16 protein-coding genes are annotated in these 17016 nt (G+C 71.7%); 10 read left to right on the top strand and 6 right to left on the bottom strand.

The annotated features are described in order from the left end of the window. Window positions 1-68: 68 nt before the first annotated feature. Both ctaD and AB0I88_RS16000 read right to left on the bottom strand, forming a co-directional pair. Window positions 69-1826, bottom strand: a complete 1758-nt coding sequence (ctaD, locus tag AB0I88_RS16005; RefSeq protein ID WP_361023926.1) for a cytochrome c oxidase subunit I — start codon at window positions 1824-1826, stop codon at window positions 69-71. A gap of 103 nt (window positions 1827-1929) precedes the next feature. Continuing rightward, window positions 1930-2676, bottom strand: a complete 747-nt coding sequence (locus AB0I88_RS16000) for an SGNH/GDSL hydrolase family protein (RefSeq protein WP_361023923.1) — start codon at window positions 2674-2676, stop codon at window positions 1930-1932. A 224-nt stretch (window positions 2677-2900) separates the two neighbouring features. On the opposite strand from AB0I88_RS16000, the gene AB0I88_RS15995 reads away from it, so the two are divergent. Beyond that, window positions 2901-4097, top strand: coding sequence for an FIST N-terminal domain-containing protein (locus AB0I88_RS15995; RefSeq protein ID WP_361023920.1), 1197 nt, complete (start codon window positions 2901-2903; stop codon window positions 4095-4097). Between the two features lie 12 nt (window positions 4098-4109). Beyond that, window positions 4110-5861, top strand: a complete 1752-nt coding sequence (locus AB0I88_RS15990; RefSeq protein WP_361023917.1) for an EAL domain-containing protein — start codon at window positions 4110-4112, stop codon at window positions 5859-5861. A gap of 18 nt (window positions 5862-5879) precedes the next feature. On the opposite strand, the gene AB0I88_RS15985 is transcribed toward AB0I88_RS15990, so the two are convergent. The 3 genes from AB0I88_RS15985 to AB0I88_RS15975 form a co-directional block, all read right to left on the bottom strand. Continuing rightward, window positions 5880-6323 carry a hypothetical protein gene (locus AB0I88_RS15985; RefSeq protein WP_361023915.1) on the bottom strand — a complete coding sequence of 148 codons (444 nt, stop codon included), beginning with the start codon at window positions 6321-6323 and terminating at the stop codon, window positions 5880-5882. A gap of 77 nt (window positions 6324-6400) precedes the next feature. Next, entirely contained in the window at window positions 6401-6679 is a 279-nt protein-coding gene (locus AB0I88_RS15980) for a hypothetical protein (protein WP_361023912.1), read from the bottom strand. A gap of 83 nt (window positions 6680-6762) precedes the next feature. Next, window positions 6763-7671: an AraC family transcriptional regulator gene (locus AB0I88_RS15975; protein WP_361023909.1), complete on the bottom strand. Its 909-nt coding sequence runs from the start codon at window positions 7669-7671 to the stop codon at window positions 6763-6765. Between the two features lie 403 nt (window positions 7672-8074). Here AB0I88_RS15975 and AB0I88_RS15970 point away from each other — a divergent pair, with 403 nt between their 5' ends. The 8 genes from AB0I88_RS15970 (at window position 8075) to AB0I88_RS15935 (ending at window position 16442) form a co-directional block, all read left to right on the top strand. Beyond that, window positions 8075-8812 carry a hypothetical protein gene (locus tag AB0I88_RS15970; RefSeq protein WP_361023907.1) on the top strand — a complete coding sequence of 246 codons (738 nt, stop codon included), beginning with the start codon at window positions 8075-8077 and terminating at the stop codon, window positions 8810-8812. Between the two features lie 135 nt (window positions 8813-8947). After that, window positions 8948-9730, top strand: coding sequence for a TnsA-like heteromeric transposase endonuclease subunit (locus AB0I88_RS15965; RefSeq protein WP_361023904.1), 783 nt, complete (start codon window positions 8948-8950; stop codon window positions 9728-9730). After that, window positions 9727-11868: a Mu transposase C-terminal domain-containing protein gene (locus AB0I88_RS15960; RefSeq protein ID WP_361023901.1), complete on the top strand. Its 2142-nt coding sequence runs from the start codon at window positions 9727-9729 to the stop codon at window positions 11866-11868. The genes AB0I88_RS15965 and AB0I88_RS15960 overlap by 4 nt, the downstream gene beginning before the upstream one ends. Beyond that, window positions 11865-12911, top strand: coding sequence for a TniB family NTP-binding protein (locus AB0I88_RS15955; RefSeq protein ID WP_361023898.1), 1047 nt, complete (start codon window positions 11865-11867; stop codon window positions 12909-12911). The genes AB0I88_RS15960 and AB0I88_RS15955 overlap by 4 nt, the downstream gene beginning before the upstream one ends. After that, a complete protein-coding gene (locus AB0I88_RS15950; RefSeq protein WP_361023895.1) occupies window positions 12908-13975 on the top strand; it encodes a TniQ family protein in 1068 nt (355 codons plus the stop codon). The genes AB0I88_RS15955 and AB0I88_RS15950 overlap by 4 nt, the downstream gene beginning before the upstream one ends. 32 nt (window positions 13976-14007) lie before the next feature. After that, on the top strand, window positions 14008-14862 hold the full coding sequence (locus AB0I88_RS15945) for a zinc-binding dehydrogenase (protein WP_361023892.1): 855 nt from the start codon (window positions 14008-14010) through the stop codon (window positions 14860-14862). A gap of 45 nt (window positions 14863-14907) precedes the next feature. Beyond that, entirely contained in the window at window positions 14908-16071 is a 1164-nt protein-coding gene (locus AB0I88_RS15940; RefSeq protein ID WP_361023889.1) for an MFS transporter, read from the top strand. Between the two features lie 23 nt (window positions 16072-16094). Next, the gene (locus AB0I88_RS15935; RefSeq protein ID WP_361023887.1) at window positions 16095-16442 is read left to right on the top strand and encodes a hypothetical protein; all 348 of its coding nucleotides are present in this window, start codon (window positions 16095-16097) and stop codon (window positions 16440-16442) included. A 186-nt stretch (window positions 16443-16628) separates the two neighbouring features. Here AB0I88_RS15935 and AB0I88_RS15930 read toward each other — a convergent pair whose 3' ends face one another. Further along, window positions 16629-16904: a hypothetical protein gene (locus tag AB0I88_RS15930; protein WP_361023884.1), complete on the bottom strand. Its 276-nt coding sequence runs from the start codon at window positions 16902-16904 to the stop codon at window positions 16629-16631. Window positions 16905-17016: the final 112 nt, after the last annotated feature.

The raw sequence follows: 17016 nt of genomic DNA, 5'->3' as shown, positions 1-17016 counted from the left end.
CCCCGGCCGGCGGCGCGGCCCCGGATCGGAGACCGGCCCGCACGCGGGGCGTGCGGGCCGGGAGAGGGTCAGCGGTCCCGGTCGGTGCTGATGTCCTCGGCGTAGGTGGCGCCGCCGTCGGACTCCTTGCGCAGCGGGCGGGCGCCGCCCTCCGGCGGCCCGGCCAGGGACTGTTCGCCGGCCGCCAGTTGCGGGAACTTCTGGTCGAAGGCGGGGCGCTCGGAGCGGATCCGGGGCATGTGGTCGAAGTTGCGCAGCGGCGGCGGGCTCGACGTCGCCCACTCCAGGGAGTTGCCGTGCCCCCACGGGTCGGCCGCCGTGACCACCCTGCCGAACTTGTACGACTTCCAGACGTTGTAGACGAACGGCAGCGTGGCGATGCCCAGGACGAACGAGCCGACCGTGGAGAACGTGTTGAGGAACGTGAAGCCGTCACCCGGCAGGTAGTCGGCGTACCGGCGGGGCATGCCCTTGGTGCCGAGCCAGTGCTGCACCAGGAACGTGCCGTGGAAGCCTGCCATGGTGAGCCAGAAGTGGACTTTGGCGAGGCGTTCGTCGAGCATCCGGCCGTACATCTTGGGGAACCAGAAATAGATGCCGGCGAACACGGCGAACACGATGGTGCCGAAGAGTACGTAGTGGAAGTGGGCGATCACGAAGTACGAGTCGGAGACGTGGAAGTCGATCGGCGGCGAGGCGAGCAGCACGCCGGAGAGACCACCGAAGAGGAACGTCACCATGAAGCCGACCGCCCACAGCATCGGCGCCTCGAAACTGATCTGGCCGCGCCACATGGTGCCGATCCAGACGAAGAACTTCATGCCGGTCGGGACCGCGATGAAGAAGCTGAGCAGGCTGAAGAACGGCAGCAGCACCTGACCGGTGGCGAACATGTGGTGCGCCCACACGCTCATCGACAGCGCGCCGATCAGCAGCGTGGCCGCGACCAGTCCCTTGTAGCCGAAGACCGGCTTGCGGCTGAACACCGGGACGATCTCGGTGATGATGCCGAAGAACGGGAGCGCGATGACGTACACCTCGGGGTGGCCGAAGAACCAGAAGAGGTGCTGCCAGAGCATCGGGCCGCCGGTCTCCACGTTGAAGACCTGCGCGCCGAGGACGCGGTCGGCGGCCAGGGCGAACAGCGCGGCCGCCAGGAACGGGAAGATCATGATCACCAGCAGACTGGTGACCAGCATGTTCCACGCCAGGATCGGCATCCGGAACATGGTCATGCCGGGCGCCCGCAGGGTCAGGATCGTGGTGATCAGGTTGACTGCGCCGAGGATCGTGCCCAGGCCACCGATCGCCAGGCCGACCACCCAGGCGTTGCCGCCGACGCCGGGCGAGTGCAGCGAGTCGCTGAGCGGCGTGTACGCGAACCAGCCGAAGTCGGCCGCCCCGCCCGGGGTGAGGAACCCGCTCATGGCGGTGAGCGTGCCGAACAGGTACAGCCAGTAGGCGAAGGCGTTGAGCCGTGGGAACGCCACGTCCGGCGCGCCGATCTGGATCGGCACCACGTAGTTGGCGAAGGCGAACACGATCGGGGTGGCGAAGAACAGCAGCATGGCCGTGCCGTGCATGGTGAACAGTTGGTTGAACTGCTCCGGCGACAGCACCTGCATGCCGGGTTTGGCGAGTTCGGCGCGCATCAGCAGGGCCATCAGGCCGCCGACCATGTAGAACACGACCGACGTGATCATGTACATGATCCCGATCTGTTTCGCGTCCGTGGTCCGCAGGATCCGGGCCAGCGCAGACCCTCTCACCTGCCGGCGAACCGGTTGAGGCCGGAGGGGGACCGGCCTCGGGGCGACGGTAGTCATGCACGCTCCTCACCTGCGTACGCGGCTTCTCCTACCTCCCTTTTATAGGCGTCATCAGCCGCAAATCGTCCCGGATCCCAACAAGAGCGGCATTTCGGTGAGATCAGGCGGTGATCGGCGTCCAGTCGGCGTATTTTGGGGCCCGGTCGTCACCGGAGGAGCGGCCGCGCAGCCGCCGGCCGATCCACGGCAGAACGTGCTCGCCGTAGTAGCGGGCCTCACGGAGCAGGTGAAAGGCGGGCGCCGGCCCCGGGTCGAGGACGTGCGGCGACACCGGCCGGCCCAGCCCGGCCAGGACCAGCGAGGCGACCCGGCGGTGCCCGGCCGCGTTGAGATGCAGACGGTCCGCCGACCAGTAGGCCCGGTGGCGCAGCTCCCGGTCCCGGAAACAGTCGACGAAGGTGACACCCTCCCGCGGCAGCAGCCTCTCCACGGCGGCGGTGAGCTGCTCGCCCTGCCGGCGGAACCTGTTGCCGAGCGGCAGATGGTCGGACGGGTCGGCGCCGCTGACCAGCAGCAGCGGCACCCCGGCCGCCGAACAGCGGTCGATGACCCGTTCGGTGAGGCCGACCAGCCGCTCCAGCGAGGCGCCGCGCCGGAGCATGTCGTTGCCGCCGCCGTTGAACGACAGCAGGGTCGGCGCGGGGGAGAGGGCCAGCGCGGCCTCGAGCTGGTCGTTGACGATCGGCTCCAGGAGACGGCCCCGGATGGCGAGATTCACATACTCCACCGGGCCGAAGGTGGCCAGGCCGGCGGCGACCAGATCGGCCCAGCCGCGCTCGGTGCCGTCCGGCAGGGTGTCGCCCAGCCCCTCGGTGAAGCTGTCGCCGATCGCTGCATAACGCGTCATGAAATCGTCTCCCACTGGTGGACCGGCCCGACGCTATCCGATCGCCGGTCCGGTCCACGAGACGTCGGAGCGCGAGTTGGATCACGGCCGGTGGACGCTGAGGTACTCCCGGGTGTCTCGGGCCGGTCGGCGGCCGTGCCGGTCCCGCCGACCCTTCCGACCGGTCGCCGGACCCGCCGTCCGGCGATCTCAGGTCCGGCGGGGCCCGGCCGATTCACAGCGGCATGGATCGCGTTGTTCGCACTGACCTGGACGGCCGCTGGTTCGGCACGGGACACAGCACGCTCACCGACCCGGCCGCCGCCGGGGACGAAGCGGCCGCGGCCGCGATCACCGGAGCCGACCCGGTGGCGGTGTTCGTGTTCTGCTCGGTCGGCCATCACACGGCGGAGATGCTCGACGCCGTCCGCGAGCGGGTCGCCGCGGACACGGTCATCGCCGGGTGCACCACCTCGGGACAGCTCGGCGGCGGGACGGTCAGCGGGGACGGGGTCGTCGTGGCGGCGTGGGGCGGAGACGGTTTCGCCGTGCGTACCCGGGTGTCCCGGAACATCGCGGGCCGCTTGCGTGACTCCGGCGTCGAGGCCGCGTCGTGCCTGGCCGCGGTCGGCCATCCGCACCGGGCCCTGTTGATGATCGGTGACGGTCTGGCGGCCAACCAGCACGACATCGTGCGCGGCGCGTTCTCGGTGGCCGGCGCGGCCGTGCCGCTCGTCGGCGGCTGCGCTGGTGACGGCTACGCGTACGAGCGCACCTACCAGTTCCACGGCGGCCGCGACGGCGTGGAGATCCTGTCCGAGGCGGTGGTCGGGGTCGCGATCGGCTCGGACGCGCCCCTCGGGGTCGGCATCGCCCACGGCTGGCGCAAGACCGGCTCGGCGATGATCGTCACCAGCAGCCGGGACGGGCGCGTCCACGAACTGGACGGCGAACCCGCGCTCGACGTGCTGCTGCGGACGCTCGGCCTGGACGAGTCGAGCCTCGACGACGGGGACGCGTTCCGGCATGCCGCCTTCCTGCACCCGCTGGGCCTGTCCCGGCGCAGCGGCGAGGACATCCGGCTGATCCACGACTGGGACCGGTCGGAACGGTCACTGATCTGCCTGGCCGACGTGCCGCAGGGCGCCCTCGCCTGGCTCATGGAGGCCGACCCGGGCTCGCTCGCCGACGCCGCAGGACAGTCCGCCGGGCAGGCGCTCGACATGATCGGCGGACGGCAGGCGCTCGGCGCCCTCGTCTTCGACTGCGCCGCCCGCCGGCTCACCCTCGGCGACGACGGCGTCGACCGGGAGAACGACGGCCTGCTCACGGCGATGCCGACGGTGCCGTTCGCGGGGTTCTACACCAACGGCGAGTACGCCCGGGTCCGCGGCGCACTCGGCATGCACCACTTCACCGTGGTCACGCTGGCGCTCGCCTGAGGGAGGTGTCTGGTGAACCACTGGTCCACCCATCAGCTCACCGAGTTCTTCGCGGCGGTCTGCGAGCCGCGCGAGGAGCACGTCGCGATCACCGTGGCCGTGGAACGGGCCGCCGAGGTGCTGGAGGCCGAGGTGGCGGCGGTGCTGCGCGGCGCCGGCGTCGAGACGGTCCGCGGCGTGGACCGGGACCTGCTGGCCGCCGCCCTGCCGGACCGCCCGTCGGCCGGCGTCCTGAACCTACCCGGGCTCGACGAGCTGCACCTGAGCGTCGCCCGGTTCGGGACGGAACCGCGCGGGACGCTGCTGGTGGCCCGGGCCGGTGACCCGCTCGACCCGGAGGAACGGCAGCTGCTCCAGGCCATGGCGCAGACCCTGGGCCTGGCGCTGGACAACATCGCCCTGCTCACCGCGGAACGGCGGCTGCGGGTGGAGCGCGAGCGGGAGGCCGCCGAACGGCTGGCCCTGGTCGAGTCGCTGCGCGAGGCCCGGCACGACTCGCTGACCGGGCTGCCGACCCGGGTGCTGTTCCTGGAGATCCTCGGCGAGAAGCTGCGCGGCGACGGCCCGGCCAGCGTCCTCTTCATCGACCTGGACCGGTTCAAGGCGGTCAACGACAGCCTCGGCCACCGGGCCGGCGACGAACTGCTCGGGCACGTCGCCGACCGGATCCGGGACTGCCTCGGCCCCCACGGCACCGGAGCCCGGCTCGGCGGCGACGAGTTCGCGGTGCTGCTCGGCGGCACCACCACGGAGACCGCGGTGCCGGTGGCGTGGCGGATCATCGAGGCGCTGCGCCGGCCGTTCCGGATCGCCGGGCGGGACGTCTTCATCGGCGCCAGCGTCGGCATCGCCACCGGCACGGCCGGCACCGACGCCGGGGACCTGCTCGGCAACGCCGACGTGGCGATGTACCGGGCGAAGAAGGACGGCCCCGGCAAGGTCGTGCTGTTCGAACCGCACATGCACGCCGAGGCCCTGGCCCGCCTCACCCTCGGCGGCGAGCTGCGGCGGGCCCTGGAACTCGACGAGTTCCGCCTGCTCTACCAGCCGCTGATCCGGCTGGAGACCGGCGCGGCCACCGGCGTGGAGGCGCTCATCCGCTGGTCCCGGCCGGGCCGCGGCTACCTGCCACCGGCCGGCTTCCTGCCGCTCGCCGAGGAGAACGGCCTGATCGCCGACATCGGCCGGTGGGTGCTGCGGGCCGCCGGGGAGCAGGCCGCCCGGTGGCGGCGGGACATCCCCGAACTGACCCTGAACATCAACATCTCCGGGCGCCAGCTCACCGACCCGCAGTTCACCGGCGACGTGGAACGGACCCTCGCCGCATGCGGGCTGCCGGCCGCCGCGGTCACCCTGGAACTCACCGAGTCGGTGCTGATGAGCGATCCGCGTACGGCCGTCGCCTGCCTGAGCGACCTGCGTGACCTCGGCGTGGGCCTGGCGGTCGACGACTTCGGCACCGGCTACTCGTCCCTGTCCTACCTCCAGCGGCTGCCCGTCGACGAGCTGAAGATCGACCGCACCTTCATCAGCCGCGCCGAACCGACCGCCGCCGACCTCGCGGTGATCCGGACCGTCGTCGAACTGGCCCGGACCCTCAAGCTGCGCACCGTCGTCGAGGGCGTCGAGACCGAGGAGCAGCACTCCGCGCTGCGCAGCCTGGGCTGCGACTACGGCCAGGGCTATCACCTGTGCCGCCCGCTGGCGCCGGAGAGCGTCCCGGCCGCGTTCGCCGGCCCGCTGGCGAGGTACCCCGGCGGGTAGCCGCGAGCGGCCCGGCGGTCACCGCCAGACCGTGAACCGCACCCTCTGGACCTCCGGTTCGATGTAGTCGACCTGGTAGAGCACCCGGAACACGGCGCCGTCGGGCACTCCGGCGGCGAGCACCGTGCGCCGGCCCGGCGGCGTCGCGCACGCCTCCACCGGATCGGTGTAGGTGACCTCGCCGCCGTCCGCCAGGAACGCCACCAGGAACGTCTGGCACCGGTCGCCCGGGTCCCGGGCGTCCCGTACGTGGGACACGGAGATGGTGGAGCAGGCCGAGTCCGGAACGGTCACCGGCGCGGACGCGACCCGCCCCGCCTCATAGAACCCGTAACCGGGCCGTGCCGGCGCACACCGAGCCGCGCCGGCCTTCGACGTGTCCGCGGCCGCGGCCGCCCCGGCCCCCGTCAGAACCGTGCCGGCCGCCGCGAGAGTGGCAATGATGCCTGTAGATATCCTCATGGCTCGACGGTCCTCCGGACACCACGGATCATGACGGATCCACCCACTCGTGGCACCTTCCCGGGATGACCCGTGGGTCAGAACGGCGCGGGGCCACTGCCGGTCAGCGACATCAGGATCTGCGTCGCGAGCAACTTGCGGACGCCGGTGACGGCCACCGCCCCGATCTGGTCGTAGGGCAGTTCCAGGTACAGCCCTTCGCCGGCGTCCCGGATCTCCGCGTTGATCTGGTCCGGGCGGAACGTGCCGCCCCAGCCCTCGACACCTCCGCGCTGATTGGTGGTGAGCGAAGCCATGCCGGGCACCGGTGTGCCGCCGGCGAGGATCAGCCTCGCCGGGCCGGAGTAGGTCGTCATAGTCGCCAACCGTAACTTGCCCACCGGCATAACGGCCCACTCCGGAGTGACCGGATGCCGCCCGGCCGGTCGCGCCGTGACCGTCACAGCCGGTGGCGGCGGCGGTAGCGGCCCGGTGGGGAGCCGAAACGGCGTTTGAAGGCGGCCGCGAACGCGAACTCGGAGCGGTAACCCACCTGGGCCGCGACATCGCCGACGGTGGCGTCGGTGTCGCGCAGCAGACCGGCCGCCAGCGTCATCCGCCACCAGGTCAGATAGGCCATCGGCGGCCTGCCGAGCAGGTCGGTGAAGCGGCGGGCGAACGGCGCCCGGGACAGCCCGGCGCACGCCGCGAGGGCGGCGACCGTCCAGGCACGGCCGGGCTCGCGGTGGATGGCCCGCAGCGCGGCGGCCGTCACCGGGTCGGCCAGACCGGCCGCCCATCCGGACGGGTGAACGCCCGCCAGCCAGGCACGCAGCAGGTGGACGAGCATGGTGTCGAGCAGCGCCGGGATCAGCGCGCCGCTGCCCGGGCCGGGGGTGATCAGCTCGGCGGAGAGCAGGTCGACGGTGGCGGCCAGGCGCTGATGCCCGGCCGGGACGTGGATCAGGTCGGGCAGGTCGGTGATCAGCGGGTGCACCATCTCCGGATGCAGTTCGTAGGCGCCGCACAGCGTCACGGTGGTGGCCTCGCCGGGGGTGCCGACGGCCGCGTACCGGGGCAGGTCTCCGGCCTCGGCGGGCGAGCACGCGGGGGCGGCCGGGCGGGTGCCCGCCGGGTCGGCGAGCGTGTGGCCGTCGCCGTGTGGCCGGAACACGATGTCGCCCGGGCCCAGCAGCAGCGGCTCGGCGCCGTCGCGCAGCAGGGCGCACGTCCCGCGCAGCACCACGTGGAAACCCGCCGATCCGGGCACCGCCGCGAATCGCTGCGCCCACGGCGCCCGCCACGCCACCTGGGCGGAGCGGGCGCGGCCGGTCCGCATCACCGCGAGCACGTCGCTCAGCACGTCCACGCCGAGACGATCGCATAGGAAATCGAGATCCCGAAGCATTCAGCGTCCTCGGCGATCCTCTTACGGTGGGTGCCATGAGAGCGATGCGCATGCATGGGTACGGCGAACCCGAGGTGATCCGGCCGGACTGGATCGAGCTGTCGCTTCCACGCTGAAGTGGCGAGTTGCCGTGCTGCGTGACGGCGGTGGTGGCGAGTTTTCAACCGATGTGGCGGAACGTGGCGTCGTTCGTGGGAGGGGTGGGGATCTCCCCGGATGTTCGTGACCTCCGGCGCGGCGTTGCTGGCGCGGCGTGCCGATGTTCGCGCGCCGTACCCATCAGGCCCTCAGATTCGGAGCAGCCCCGTGAGCGGCGCTGCATACGCGGTATTGGTACCGTGGCCGGCCCGGGGAAGGGTTGAGCGTGGTCAATGTCGTTGCACAGCGTCCTGCACGCCAGGGCGTGATGATCGGAGTGGCGGCGACTGCGCTCGGTGTGCTGGCGTTCGCGGCCGACGCCGTGGATGGCATCACCGCGCAGGTCGTCGTGACCGCGCTGGTCAGCAGTGGCCTCGCCTGGGGTTTGGCGGCGTTTCTGGCCGGACTGTCGGCTACGGGCCGTCGTGGTGCGGTGGTGGGTGCGACCGCGCTGCTGGTGGCGGCCACGCTGGTCTACTACTTGCTGATTCTCCTGGTCGGCCGTGGGTGGAGCGGCGGCTTTCTGGTGGACGGGTCATCGGTGAGTTGGTACGGACTGCGTTCGGTGGCGGTCATGACCACGGCCTGGCTTTTGGTGTCGATGGTCGCGGGACCGGTGCTTGGCTTGCTGGGTCAAATGACGCGCACCGCGCGGGTGCCGATCGCGGCCCTGGCCGCAGGTGCCGCCTGCGGATTGCTGTCCGGCCAGGGCTGGCAGCAGGTCGCCGTGGCACCGCCCTGGCGCCTCTGGCTGATCGGCAACCCGAACGCCGATTACGTCCTCGGAATCCTTGCCGTGGAACTGGTGGGGGTCATCCTTCCCCTCGCCGTGCTCGCGTGGTCGGCTACCCGCCGACGCCTGTGGCAGGCCTGGCCCACCTTGCTCTTCGCGATGGCCAGTACCGCGACGCTGAGCGCTTTGTTCTGGCACGTGCTCCCCACCGCCGTCATCTGGCTGCACTGAACGCTCCCGCTCCGGAGCGAGTCTCGCTCGTCGAGCTGGCAAACATCGGAAGCGATGAGATCTCGCTGGGGCCGAGACTTCCCCGACGGCTGTGGTGCCGCGACCCGCGAACAACCACGACGGGATGATGTCGCGGTGTTTGAGACAGAGCTGAGGCGTTCCGGCCTCGATGAGTGGTTCGAGGCTGTGTACGCCGGCGAGGACGGCGCCGAGCAGCGGCTTGCGTGGCAGCAGATGCCGGAGGTCGTCGACGGGCTGCGCCGGCCGGTGCGGTCGTTTCCGTCGTACCGCGGGCAGCGCAACTTCCCGGGTTGGTACTGGTCAGCCACGCTCGGGCACCGGATCGGGTTCGAGTCCTGGGTCGAGCGGGACCACCTGATCGCGCTCGACTTCGACCCGTCGGTCGCGTCGATGGTGTCGCAGCCGTTCTGGCTGCACTGGACCGACCGGGCCGGGAAGGCCCGGCGGCACGCCCCGGACTTCCTAGTGCGCCTGGACGACGGCCAGGTCGTGGTGCTCGACTCGCGCCCGGCCGAGCTGGTCGAGGCGTCGGATCGGGAGGCGTTCGCGGCGACCGACCGGGCGTGCACGCAGGTGGGCTGGCGTTACGCGGTCTGGGACCGCCTGGACAGCGTGCTGGTGAACAACCAGCGGTGGCTGTCGGGCTACCGGCACCCGCGGTGCTTCAACGAGCCGGTGGCGAACCTGCTGCTGGAGGCGTTCGCGCAGCCCCGGGCGCTGATGGACGGCGCGGCCGCGGCCGGTGACCCGCTCGGCACGCTGCCAGTGCTCTACCACCTGCTCTGGAAGCGGTGGCTACTGACGGACCTGTCGGTGGTGCTGTCGGACCGCACGATCGTGAGCCTCGGCGCCCGGCCGGCCGCGGCCCCGGCGGACCTGGCGGCGGTGTTCAAGTGAGCGGCCTGATCGAGCGGCCGAGCGTGCTGCGCATCAACGACCGGGTGGTGTTCGCCGGGACCACGCACACCGTGGTGGCGATCTCCGGCGCGACGATCCGGCTGCTGTCGTCGGCCGGCGCGACCACGGTGATCGCGCTGCCGTATCTGCTGGCCGCCGAGGACTTCGAGCTGGTCGGCGCGGGCCCGGCACCGAAGGTCGACTCGCACGGGCTGCTGCAGGCGATGCCGGCCGAGGTCGTGGCCGCGGCCCGGGAGTGGGAGCAGCACCTGATCGAGCTGATGACCGGGGTCAAGCCGGGCGCCGAGCCGGACGCGCCGGTGCGCGAGGAGTACGACCCGGTGCGGCACTCGCTGACCGAGCGGGAACGCGCGAAGGCACGGGAGCTGACCGAGGCCGGAACCGCGACCAGCGTCCGCACGGTCCAGCGGATGCGGCGCCGCTACCGCGAGCAGGGCCTCTGGGGTCTGGTCGACACCCGGGCCGCCCGGCGGGCCAAGCCGACCGGGCACGTCGACGCGCGGGTGGTCGCCGCGGCGGTCGCGGTGATCCAGGCGCAGACCGGCACGTCGACGGGCACGAAGTCGCGGGCGATCCGGCAGATCCGCCAGCTGCTCGACGACGAACACGGCGAGGGCGTGGTCCCGCTGCCGTCGCAGACCACCTGCTACCGGCTGCTGGACGCGCTGTCGGTCGGCCGGTACTCGTTCGGGTCGGCGGTCACCCGCCGGCAGACGGCGAACAAGCCCGGCCGGGCCTACACCGCGACGATCGCGAGCCGCCCCGGCGAGCAGGTCCAGCTGGACTCCACGCCGCTGGACGTGATGGCGGTGATGGAGGACGGGCTGCCCGGCCGCGCCGAGCTCGTGCTGGCGATCGACATCGCCACCCGCACCATCTGCGCCGGCGTGCTGCGCCCGGTCGGGGCAAAGGCCGTCGACGCGGCGCTGTTGCTGGCCCGGGTCACGGTCCCGGAGCCGATGCGGCCCGGCTGGGACGCCGCACTGGCGATGTCCGCCTCCCGAATCCCGCACCAGCGCCTGGTCAGCCTGGACGCGCGGATGGCCCTCGCGGCGGCGAAGCCGGTGATCGTCCCGGACACCGTGGTCATCGACCACGGCAAGGTGTTCCTGTCGGAGGTGTTCCTGCGCGCGGCCGACACGCTCGGCATCTCGGTCCAGCCCGCGCACCAGCAGACGCCCACCGACAAGGCGATCGTCGAGCGGACCTTCGAGTCGATCAACACGCTGTTCTGCCAGCACGTCTCCGGTTACACCGGCCGCGACGTCACCCGCCGCGGCGCCGACGTCGCCGCGCGGGCCGTCTGGTCGCTGCCGGACCTCCAAGAGCTGTTCGACGAGTGGGTCGTCGCCGGCTGGCAGAACCGGCCGCACGACGGGCTACGGCACCCGTTCAGCCCGGACCAGGCAGCCTCCCCCAACGACGCCTACGCGGCGCTGGTCGCCGCCGCCGGCTACGTCCCGGTCTCGCTGACCGGCGAGGACTACATCGAGCTGCTGCCCGCGGACTGGCGCTCGATCGGTGACGGCGGCAGCATCCAGATCGACTACCGCACCTACAGCAGCCGTGAGCTGCGGCCCTACGCCCGCAAGAGTTCCGGGATCACCAGCCGGGCGGGCCGCTGGGAGGTCCACTACGACCCCTACGACGTCTCCCGGATCTGGGTGCGCGACCACCACCACGGCGGCTGGATCACCGCGGGCTGGACGCATCAGAACGTGGTCGGGCAGCCGTTCGCGGACTTCACCTGGCGCGCGTCGCGCCGGCTCGCCGCCGAACGCGGCCTGGACGACACCAACGAGATGGCCGTCGCGGTCATCCTGTCGGCGCTGCTGCGCCGCGCCGAGCAAGGCCCGGCCGCCGGGCGGGTGCTGGCCCGGACGCTGTCGGCGCAGTCCATGACCAACCACCTGCCCGCCGAGTTCGCCGCCGCGGTGATCGAGGCCGAGCCCGCGCCGGAGCCGGAGCTGGTCGACGAGCTGCTCCCGGCCGCGCTCGAGCCCTCGCCGCCGGACGAGCCCGCCGCCGACGGCAGCATCCCGGCGGCCGGGAGCGTCGACGTCGTGCCGTTCGCGATGTTCGACCCGTTCGCCGACGACCTGGAGGCCCGGCGATGACGGCGGAGCTCCAGATCGACAACGACCGGCACCCGCTGGCCACCAAGCAGGGCTGGGCGTCGTTCGTCGCCCAGGCCATGCCGGAGCCGCCCCGGCTGCTGCCGGCGGCCGACTGGCAACGGCTGACCTCGTTCGAGCGGGAGGTCTACAACGAGACCCGCCAGGACTACCACGCCGCGTTGCTGCTGGTCGCGACCCCGGACATCAAGAAGATCATCCACACCGGCACCAAGCTGATCATCAACAACCGAGGCAAGCAGCTCGGCCGGCGCGGGCTGATCGTCTCCGGCGCCAGCGGCACCGGCAAGTCCACCTCGATCACCCAGCTCGGCAAGAAGTTCCAGATCGACCTGGAACGGCGCAGCCCCGGAGTCCGTGACCGCATCCCGGTCGTCTACATCGTGGTTCCGCCCGACGCCACGCCGAAGATGCTGGCTGTCGAGATGGCGATCTTCCTCGGGCTGCCGGTCGCCCGCACCGACGGACCGCAGGCGGTCGCGCACAGCGTCGCCGCGGTGATGCGCCGGGTCGGCACCGGGCTGGTCCTGGTCGACGAGATCCACCGACTCGACCTGTCCACCCGCCAGGGAAAGAACGCCTCCGACCAGCTCAAATACTTCTTCGACACGATCAGCGCCACGTTCGTCTACGCCGGGCTCGACCTGGCCGAGACCAGCCTGTTCGACGGCGTCCGAGGCCGGCAGATCGCAGGCCGGTTCATCCCGGTCAACACCGGCCCGTTCACCCACCGCACGATCGAGGCGAAACGCGACTGGGCCAAACTCGTCGCCGCGATGGAGCACGCGCTGCGACTGCACCGCCACCAGCCGGGCACCCTGATCGAGCTCGCGCCCTACCTGCACGACCGCACCGGCGGCATGATCGGCAGCCTCGACCAGCTCATCCACGAAGCAGCCAACGACGCGATCAGCGACGGCACCGAGCGCATCACCAAGAGCCACCTGGACGCGGTGATCCTCGACCTCGCCGCCCAGGAGCAGTTCGTCCCCCGCCAGCGCAGCAAGCAAGCGGGGCCGCGATGAAGACCTGGCAGCAGCCAGTCCACCAACTCCCACTCCAGGTCCGCCCGGTCCGCGGCGAGACGGTGGTCTCCTTCCTGATGCGCCTCGCCGCCGCCAACGAGTACCGCCGGCCCACAACCCTGCTCCGGGCGCTCGGCGAGCCGAACCGCCCACTGGGGACCGGGCAGCTGGCCGACTTCGACATCGTGCTCAACGAACCCGCCAAGCGCCGCCTGGAGACACTGACCGGCCGGACCGTCACTGAACTGCGCAAAAGCCTGTCGATCCTCTGGAACAAGCCCAGCGACCGCATCCCCACCGACATCCCCGCGACCGAGGTCCAGCGGTCCTGGATGCTGCGTGACCACTGCGATCACTGCGCCGCCAGACTGCCCGGCCGACCCACGATCCGCGTCTACCAGCTGTCGTTCCCGCACATCTGCAAGCGCCACCAGCGCTGGATCGCGACGGAGAAGGAACACAGCTGGCTGGAGTTCGAGCCCAAGCAGGTCGACCTCACCGGCGCACCCGAGATCCTCCGAGCCCACAGCCGTTACGCCCGGCTCCGCGCCGAGATCGACAACCACAGCTGGACGGCGGACCAGCTCCGGGCCGCGACCCACGTCGCGATCGGCTGGGGCCGGACCAACTACACCAAGAACCGGCCACTGCACGACCGCTGGGACGCCCGCAAGAAGGCGATCAAGTGCCGGGGCTACGCGTTCAAGCCGACCGCGCTGCTGGTGTTTCCCGAGGCCGTCGCCCTGACAGAAGTCCTGACCGACCTCGAATGGCGCCGACACGTCGCCATGGTCCGCGACGAACGCCACCTGGACCGCTTCTATCAGCACGTCGCCCGCCGCCTCGACCAGCCGAAGTCCTACATCGCCAACCTCGCCCTCACCGACCACCAACCGGTCCAGCCTCACCGGAGACGCTGGGACTGGATCACCCGCGACCCGCTCGTCAACTGGACCCGACAGCTTCGCCACCAGCACGAGAAACTCCGCACCGAGTTCTGGGCCGAACACACCCGGAGCGCAGCTAGCACCACGCCCTTCCCCGAAATCCGCCACTTTGAGTGAGAGACGATGACCAGTGACGAACGAATCGCAAAATGGCGAGCCGCAGCTCAGCCCCAGTCAGCCTCGCCACTTTCAACGGGAAACGACACGAGCCGCCGGAACCCGGTCCCGGGGAGGTCCTGGTCCGGGTCGCCGCCACCACCTTCAATCCGTCCGAGGCCGGGTTGCGCCGTGGTCTGCTGCGGTCGATCGTGCCGGTCGTCCTTCCGTACACCATGGGGCTGGACGTGGCCGGGACCCTCGCGCAGGGTGACCGCGTGATCGGGCGCCTGGACGGGGGTGCCGCCGCGGATTTCGCGGTGGCGCCCGCGAACGTGCTGGTCCCGGTTCCGGACGGGGTGCCGTTGGAGGACGCGGCGGCGCTGCCGATCGCCGGGCTCACCGCCTGGCAGGCCGTCTTCGAGCACGCGGCGGTCGCCGAAGGTCAGCGGGTGCTGGTGAACGGCGCCGGGGCGATCGGCCGGTACGCCATCCAGCTGGCCCGGCACGCGGGCGCCCACGTCGTGGCGGCCACCTCCGCGCGCGGCGCCGCGGCGGCCCACGGCGCCGGGGCGGATCGGGTGATCATCGGCTGGGAGGAGATCGAGCCGGTCGACGCGTACATCCACCTGGTCCCGGCCGATCCGGTGCACACCGGCCGGATCCGGCCGGGTGGTGTGCTGGTGTCGGCGACCACCCCGGCCGATCGGCTGCCGGTGGGCCCGTTCCGGGGCGTGCACTTCATCGTCCGCAACGACACCGCCGACCTGGCGGCGCTGCTCGCGCTGGTCGCCGACGGCACGGTCCGGATCGACATCGCCGGGCGGCGCCCGCTCACCGACCTGGACGCCGTCCACGCGGAGGCCGATGCCGGCAAGCTCACCGGGAAGACGCTGCTGCTGCCCTGACCGGCCAGGGACACCCCAATCGAAACGCTTCGCTACGGTGGGCCGGTGCACAACCGGATCCTCGCGATGTCGGCGCTCGCCGCGTCGGCCTTCTGCTACGTGGCCACCGAGACGATGCCCATCGGCCTCCTGTCGCTGATCGCGGATGACCTGGGCGTCTCCCGCGCGGCCGTGGGACTTCTCATCACCGGGTACGCCGTGACGGTCGCGATCGTGACGATCCCCCTGACCTACGGCACCCGGAACGTCCCGCGCCGCCGGCTCCTGGTCGTCCTGCTGCTCGCCCTCACGGCGGCGAACCTGCTGTCCGCCCTGGCGCCCACCTACGGGGTGCTGCTCGCCGCCCGGCTGGGCGCGGCCCTCTCCCAGGCGATCTTCTGGGCCGTGGTGGCGCCGGTCGTCGCCGCCATGTTCGACGTGACCGTCCGCGGCCGGGTCAGCGCCGTGGTCTTCGCGGGCGCCTCGCTCGGCCCGATGCTCGGTGTCCCGGCCGGCACCTGGCTGGGCCAGCAGTACGGCTGGCGGTCCGCGTTCCTGGCCCTCACCGGGCTCGCGCTGGCCGCCTTCGCCGCCCTGCTCGCCGGTATGCCCGACGTGCGCGTCGCGGAGACCCACGCGGCCACCGGCACCAACCCCGACGCCCGCCGGTACGCCGTGATCGTCGCGGTCACCGCCCTGTCGGTGGCCGGGCTCTACACGGCATTCACCTACACCGAGGTGTTCCTGACGGCGGTGACCGGTTTCGCGGCCGGCGCCGTCGCACCCCTGCTGCTGGCCCGCGGCGTCGCCGACTTCGCGGGCATCGCGGCGGGCGGCTACGCCGGCGACCGCTGGCAGCGCGGCGCCGTCACCGGATCGGTGCTGCTGGTCGCGGCGTCCCTGCTCGCCCAGTACGTGGCCGGTGGCTCCCGCCCGGCGACCGCGGTGCTGCTGGCCGTCAACGGGTTCGCCATCGGCTCGCTCACCCCGGCGCTGCAGAACCGGGTCATGGAGGTGGCGCCCGGCAGCACCGACATGGCGTCGGCCGGCAACTCGGTGGCCTTCAACATCGGCATCGCGGGCGGCTCGCTGACCGGCGCCGTGGTGCTCACCGAGGCCGGCGCCCGCGCCACCGCCCTGACCGGGGGACTGCTGGCCCTGCTGGCGTTGCTGGTCTTCGCGGCCGAGCCGCTGATCGTTCGCCGGACCCCGGTGACGATCCGCGGGTGATCGCCCTGGCAAGCTTCCGAGTCGTGGAAGCATTGAGGCTGACTCTTCTCTTCATTCACCTGGTCGGGTTCGCGCTGCTGCTCGGCGGCGCCATCACACAGTTCCTGTCCGGAAAGTTCCGGATCAACCCGGCGATCCTGTGGGGCTCCATCATCCAGCTGGCCAGCGGCCTCGCGCTCGCCACACCGTTGCGCGGCGGTGGCGACGACGAGCCGGACCCGATCAAGCTCGGCGTGAAGCTGCTCCTCGCCGTGATGATCTTCATCATGGTCTTCATCCCACGCAAGCGCGACGAGATCAACAAGGGTCACTTCATCGGGATCATCACGCTGACCCTGGTGAACGCGGCGGTCGCCGTCTTCTGGCACTAGGGTCACCGGCCCGCCGCCGCTCACGGCCGTGAGCGGCGGCAGACGGCGGTGGAGGCGACCGGGCCGGCCCGCCCGGCCACCGGTCCGAGCCCGGCGGGCGCGGCACGGGCGGGAGCGGGCAGTGGGCTCGCGCCGCACGGACGGGACGGTCCGGGTGGGGCGGGACGAGGTTCCGCGTACCGGAGATCAGGGTTTTGATTCTCGGCAGTACATGATGTAGCCGGCGTCGAAGCCGCGGTCGAAGCCGAGCGTGAACCCGCGGGTGTAGTCGGTGGCCTGGAACGTCGGGGCCCGGACCGGTTTCGTGCAGGCGACCTGAGCCGTCGTCAGACCCTTCGCGAAGCCGTCCTTGTAACCCTGGCGGAACTCCTTGCCGCCGGCGGGCGCGGCGGTGGCCGGGGCGGCCGGGGCGAGCGCGACCGCGACCAGGCAGAGCGCGATGCCGAATCGTCTGGCCCTCATCCTCGGGAATCTACGCCCGGAGGGCCGGTCGTGTCCGGGGAACGCGGGATCCGCCCTTACCATGATCCCCGCCGCCGGTGTGAGGCAACCTGGGAGTCTGCTCACCGCCCGC

The organism is Actinoplanes sp. NPDC049802, assembly GCF_040656595.1.
Lineage (GTDB): Bacteria > Actinomycetota > Actinomycetes > Mycobacteriales > Micromonosporaceae > Actinoplanes.
This window is presented reverse-complemented; position numbering and strand designations above follow the sequence as displayed.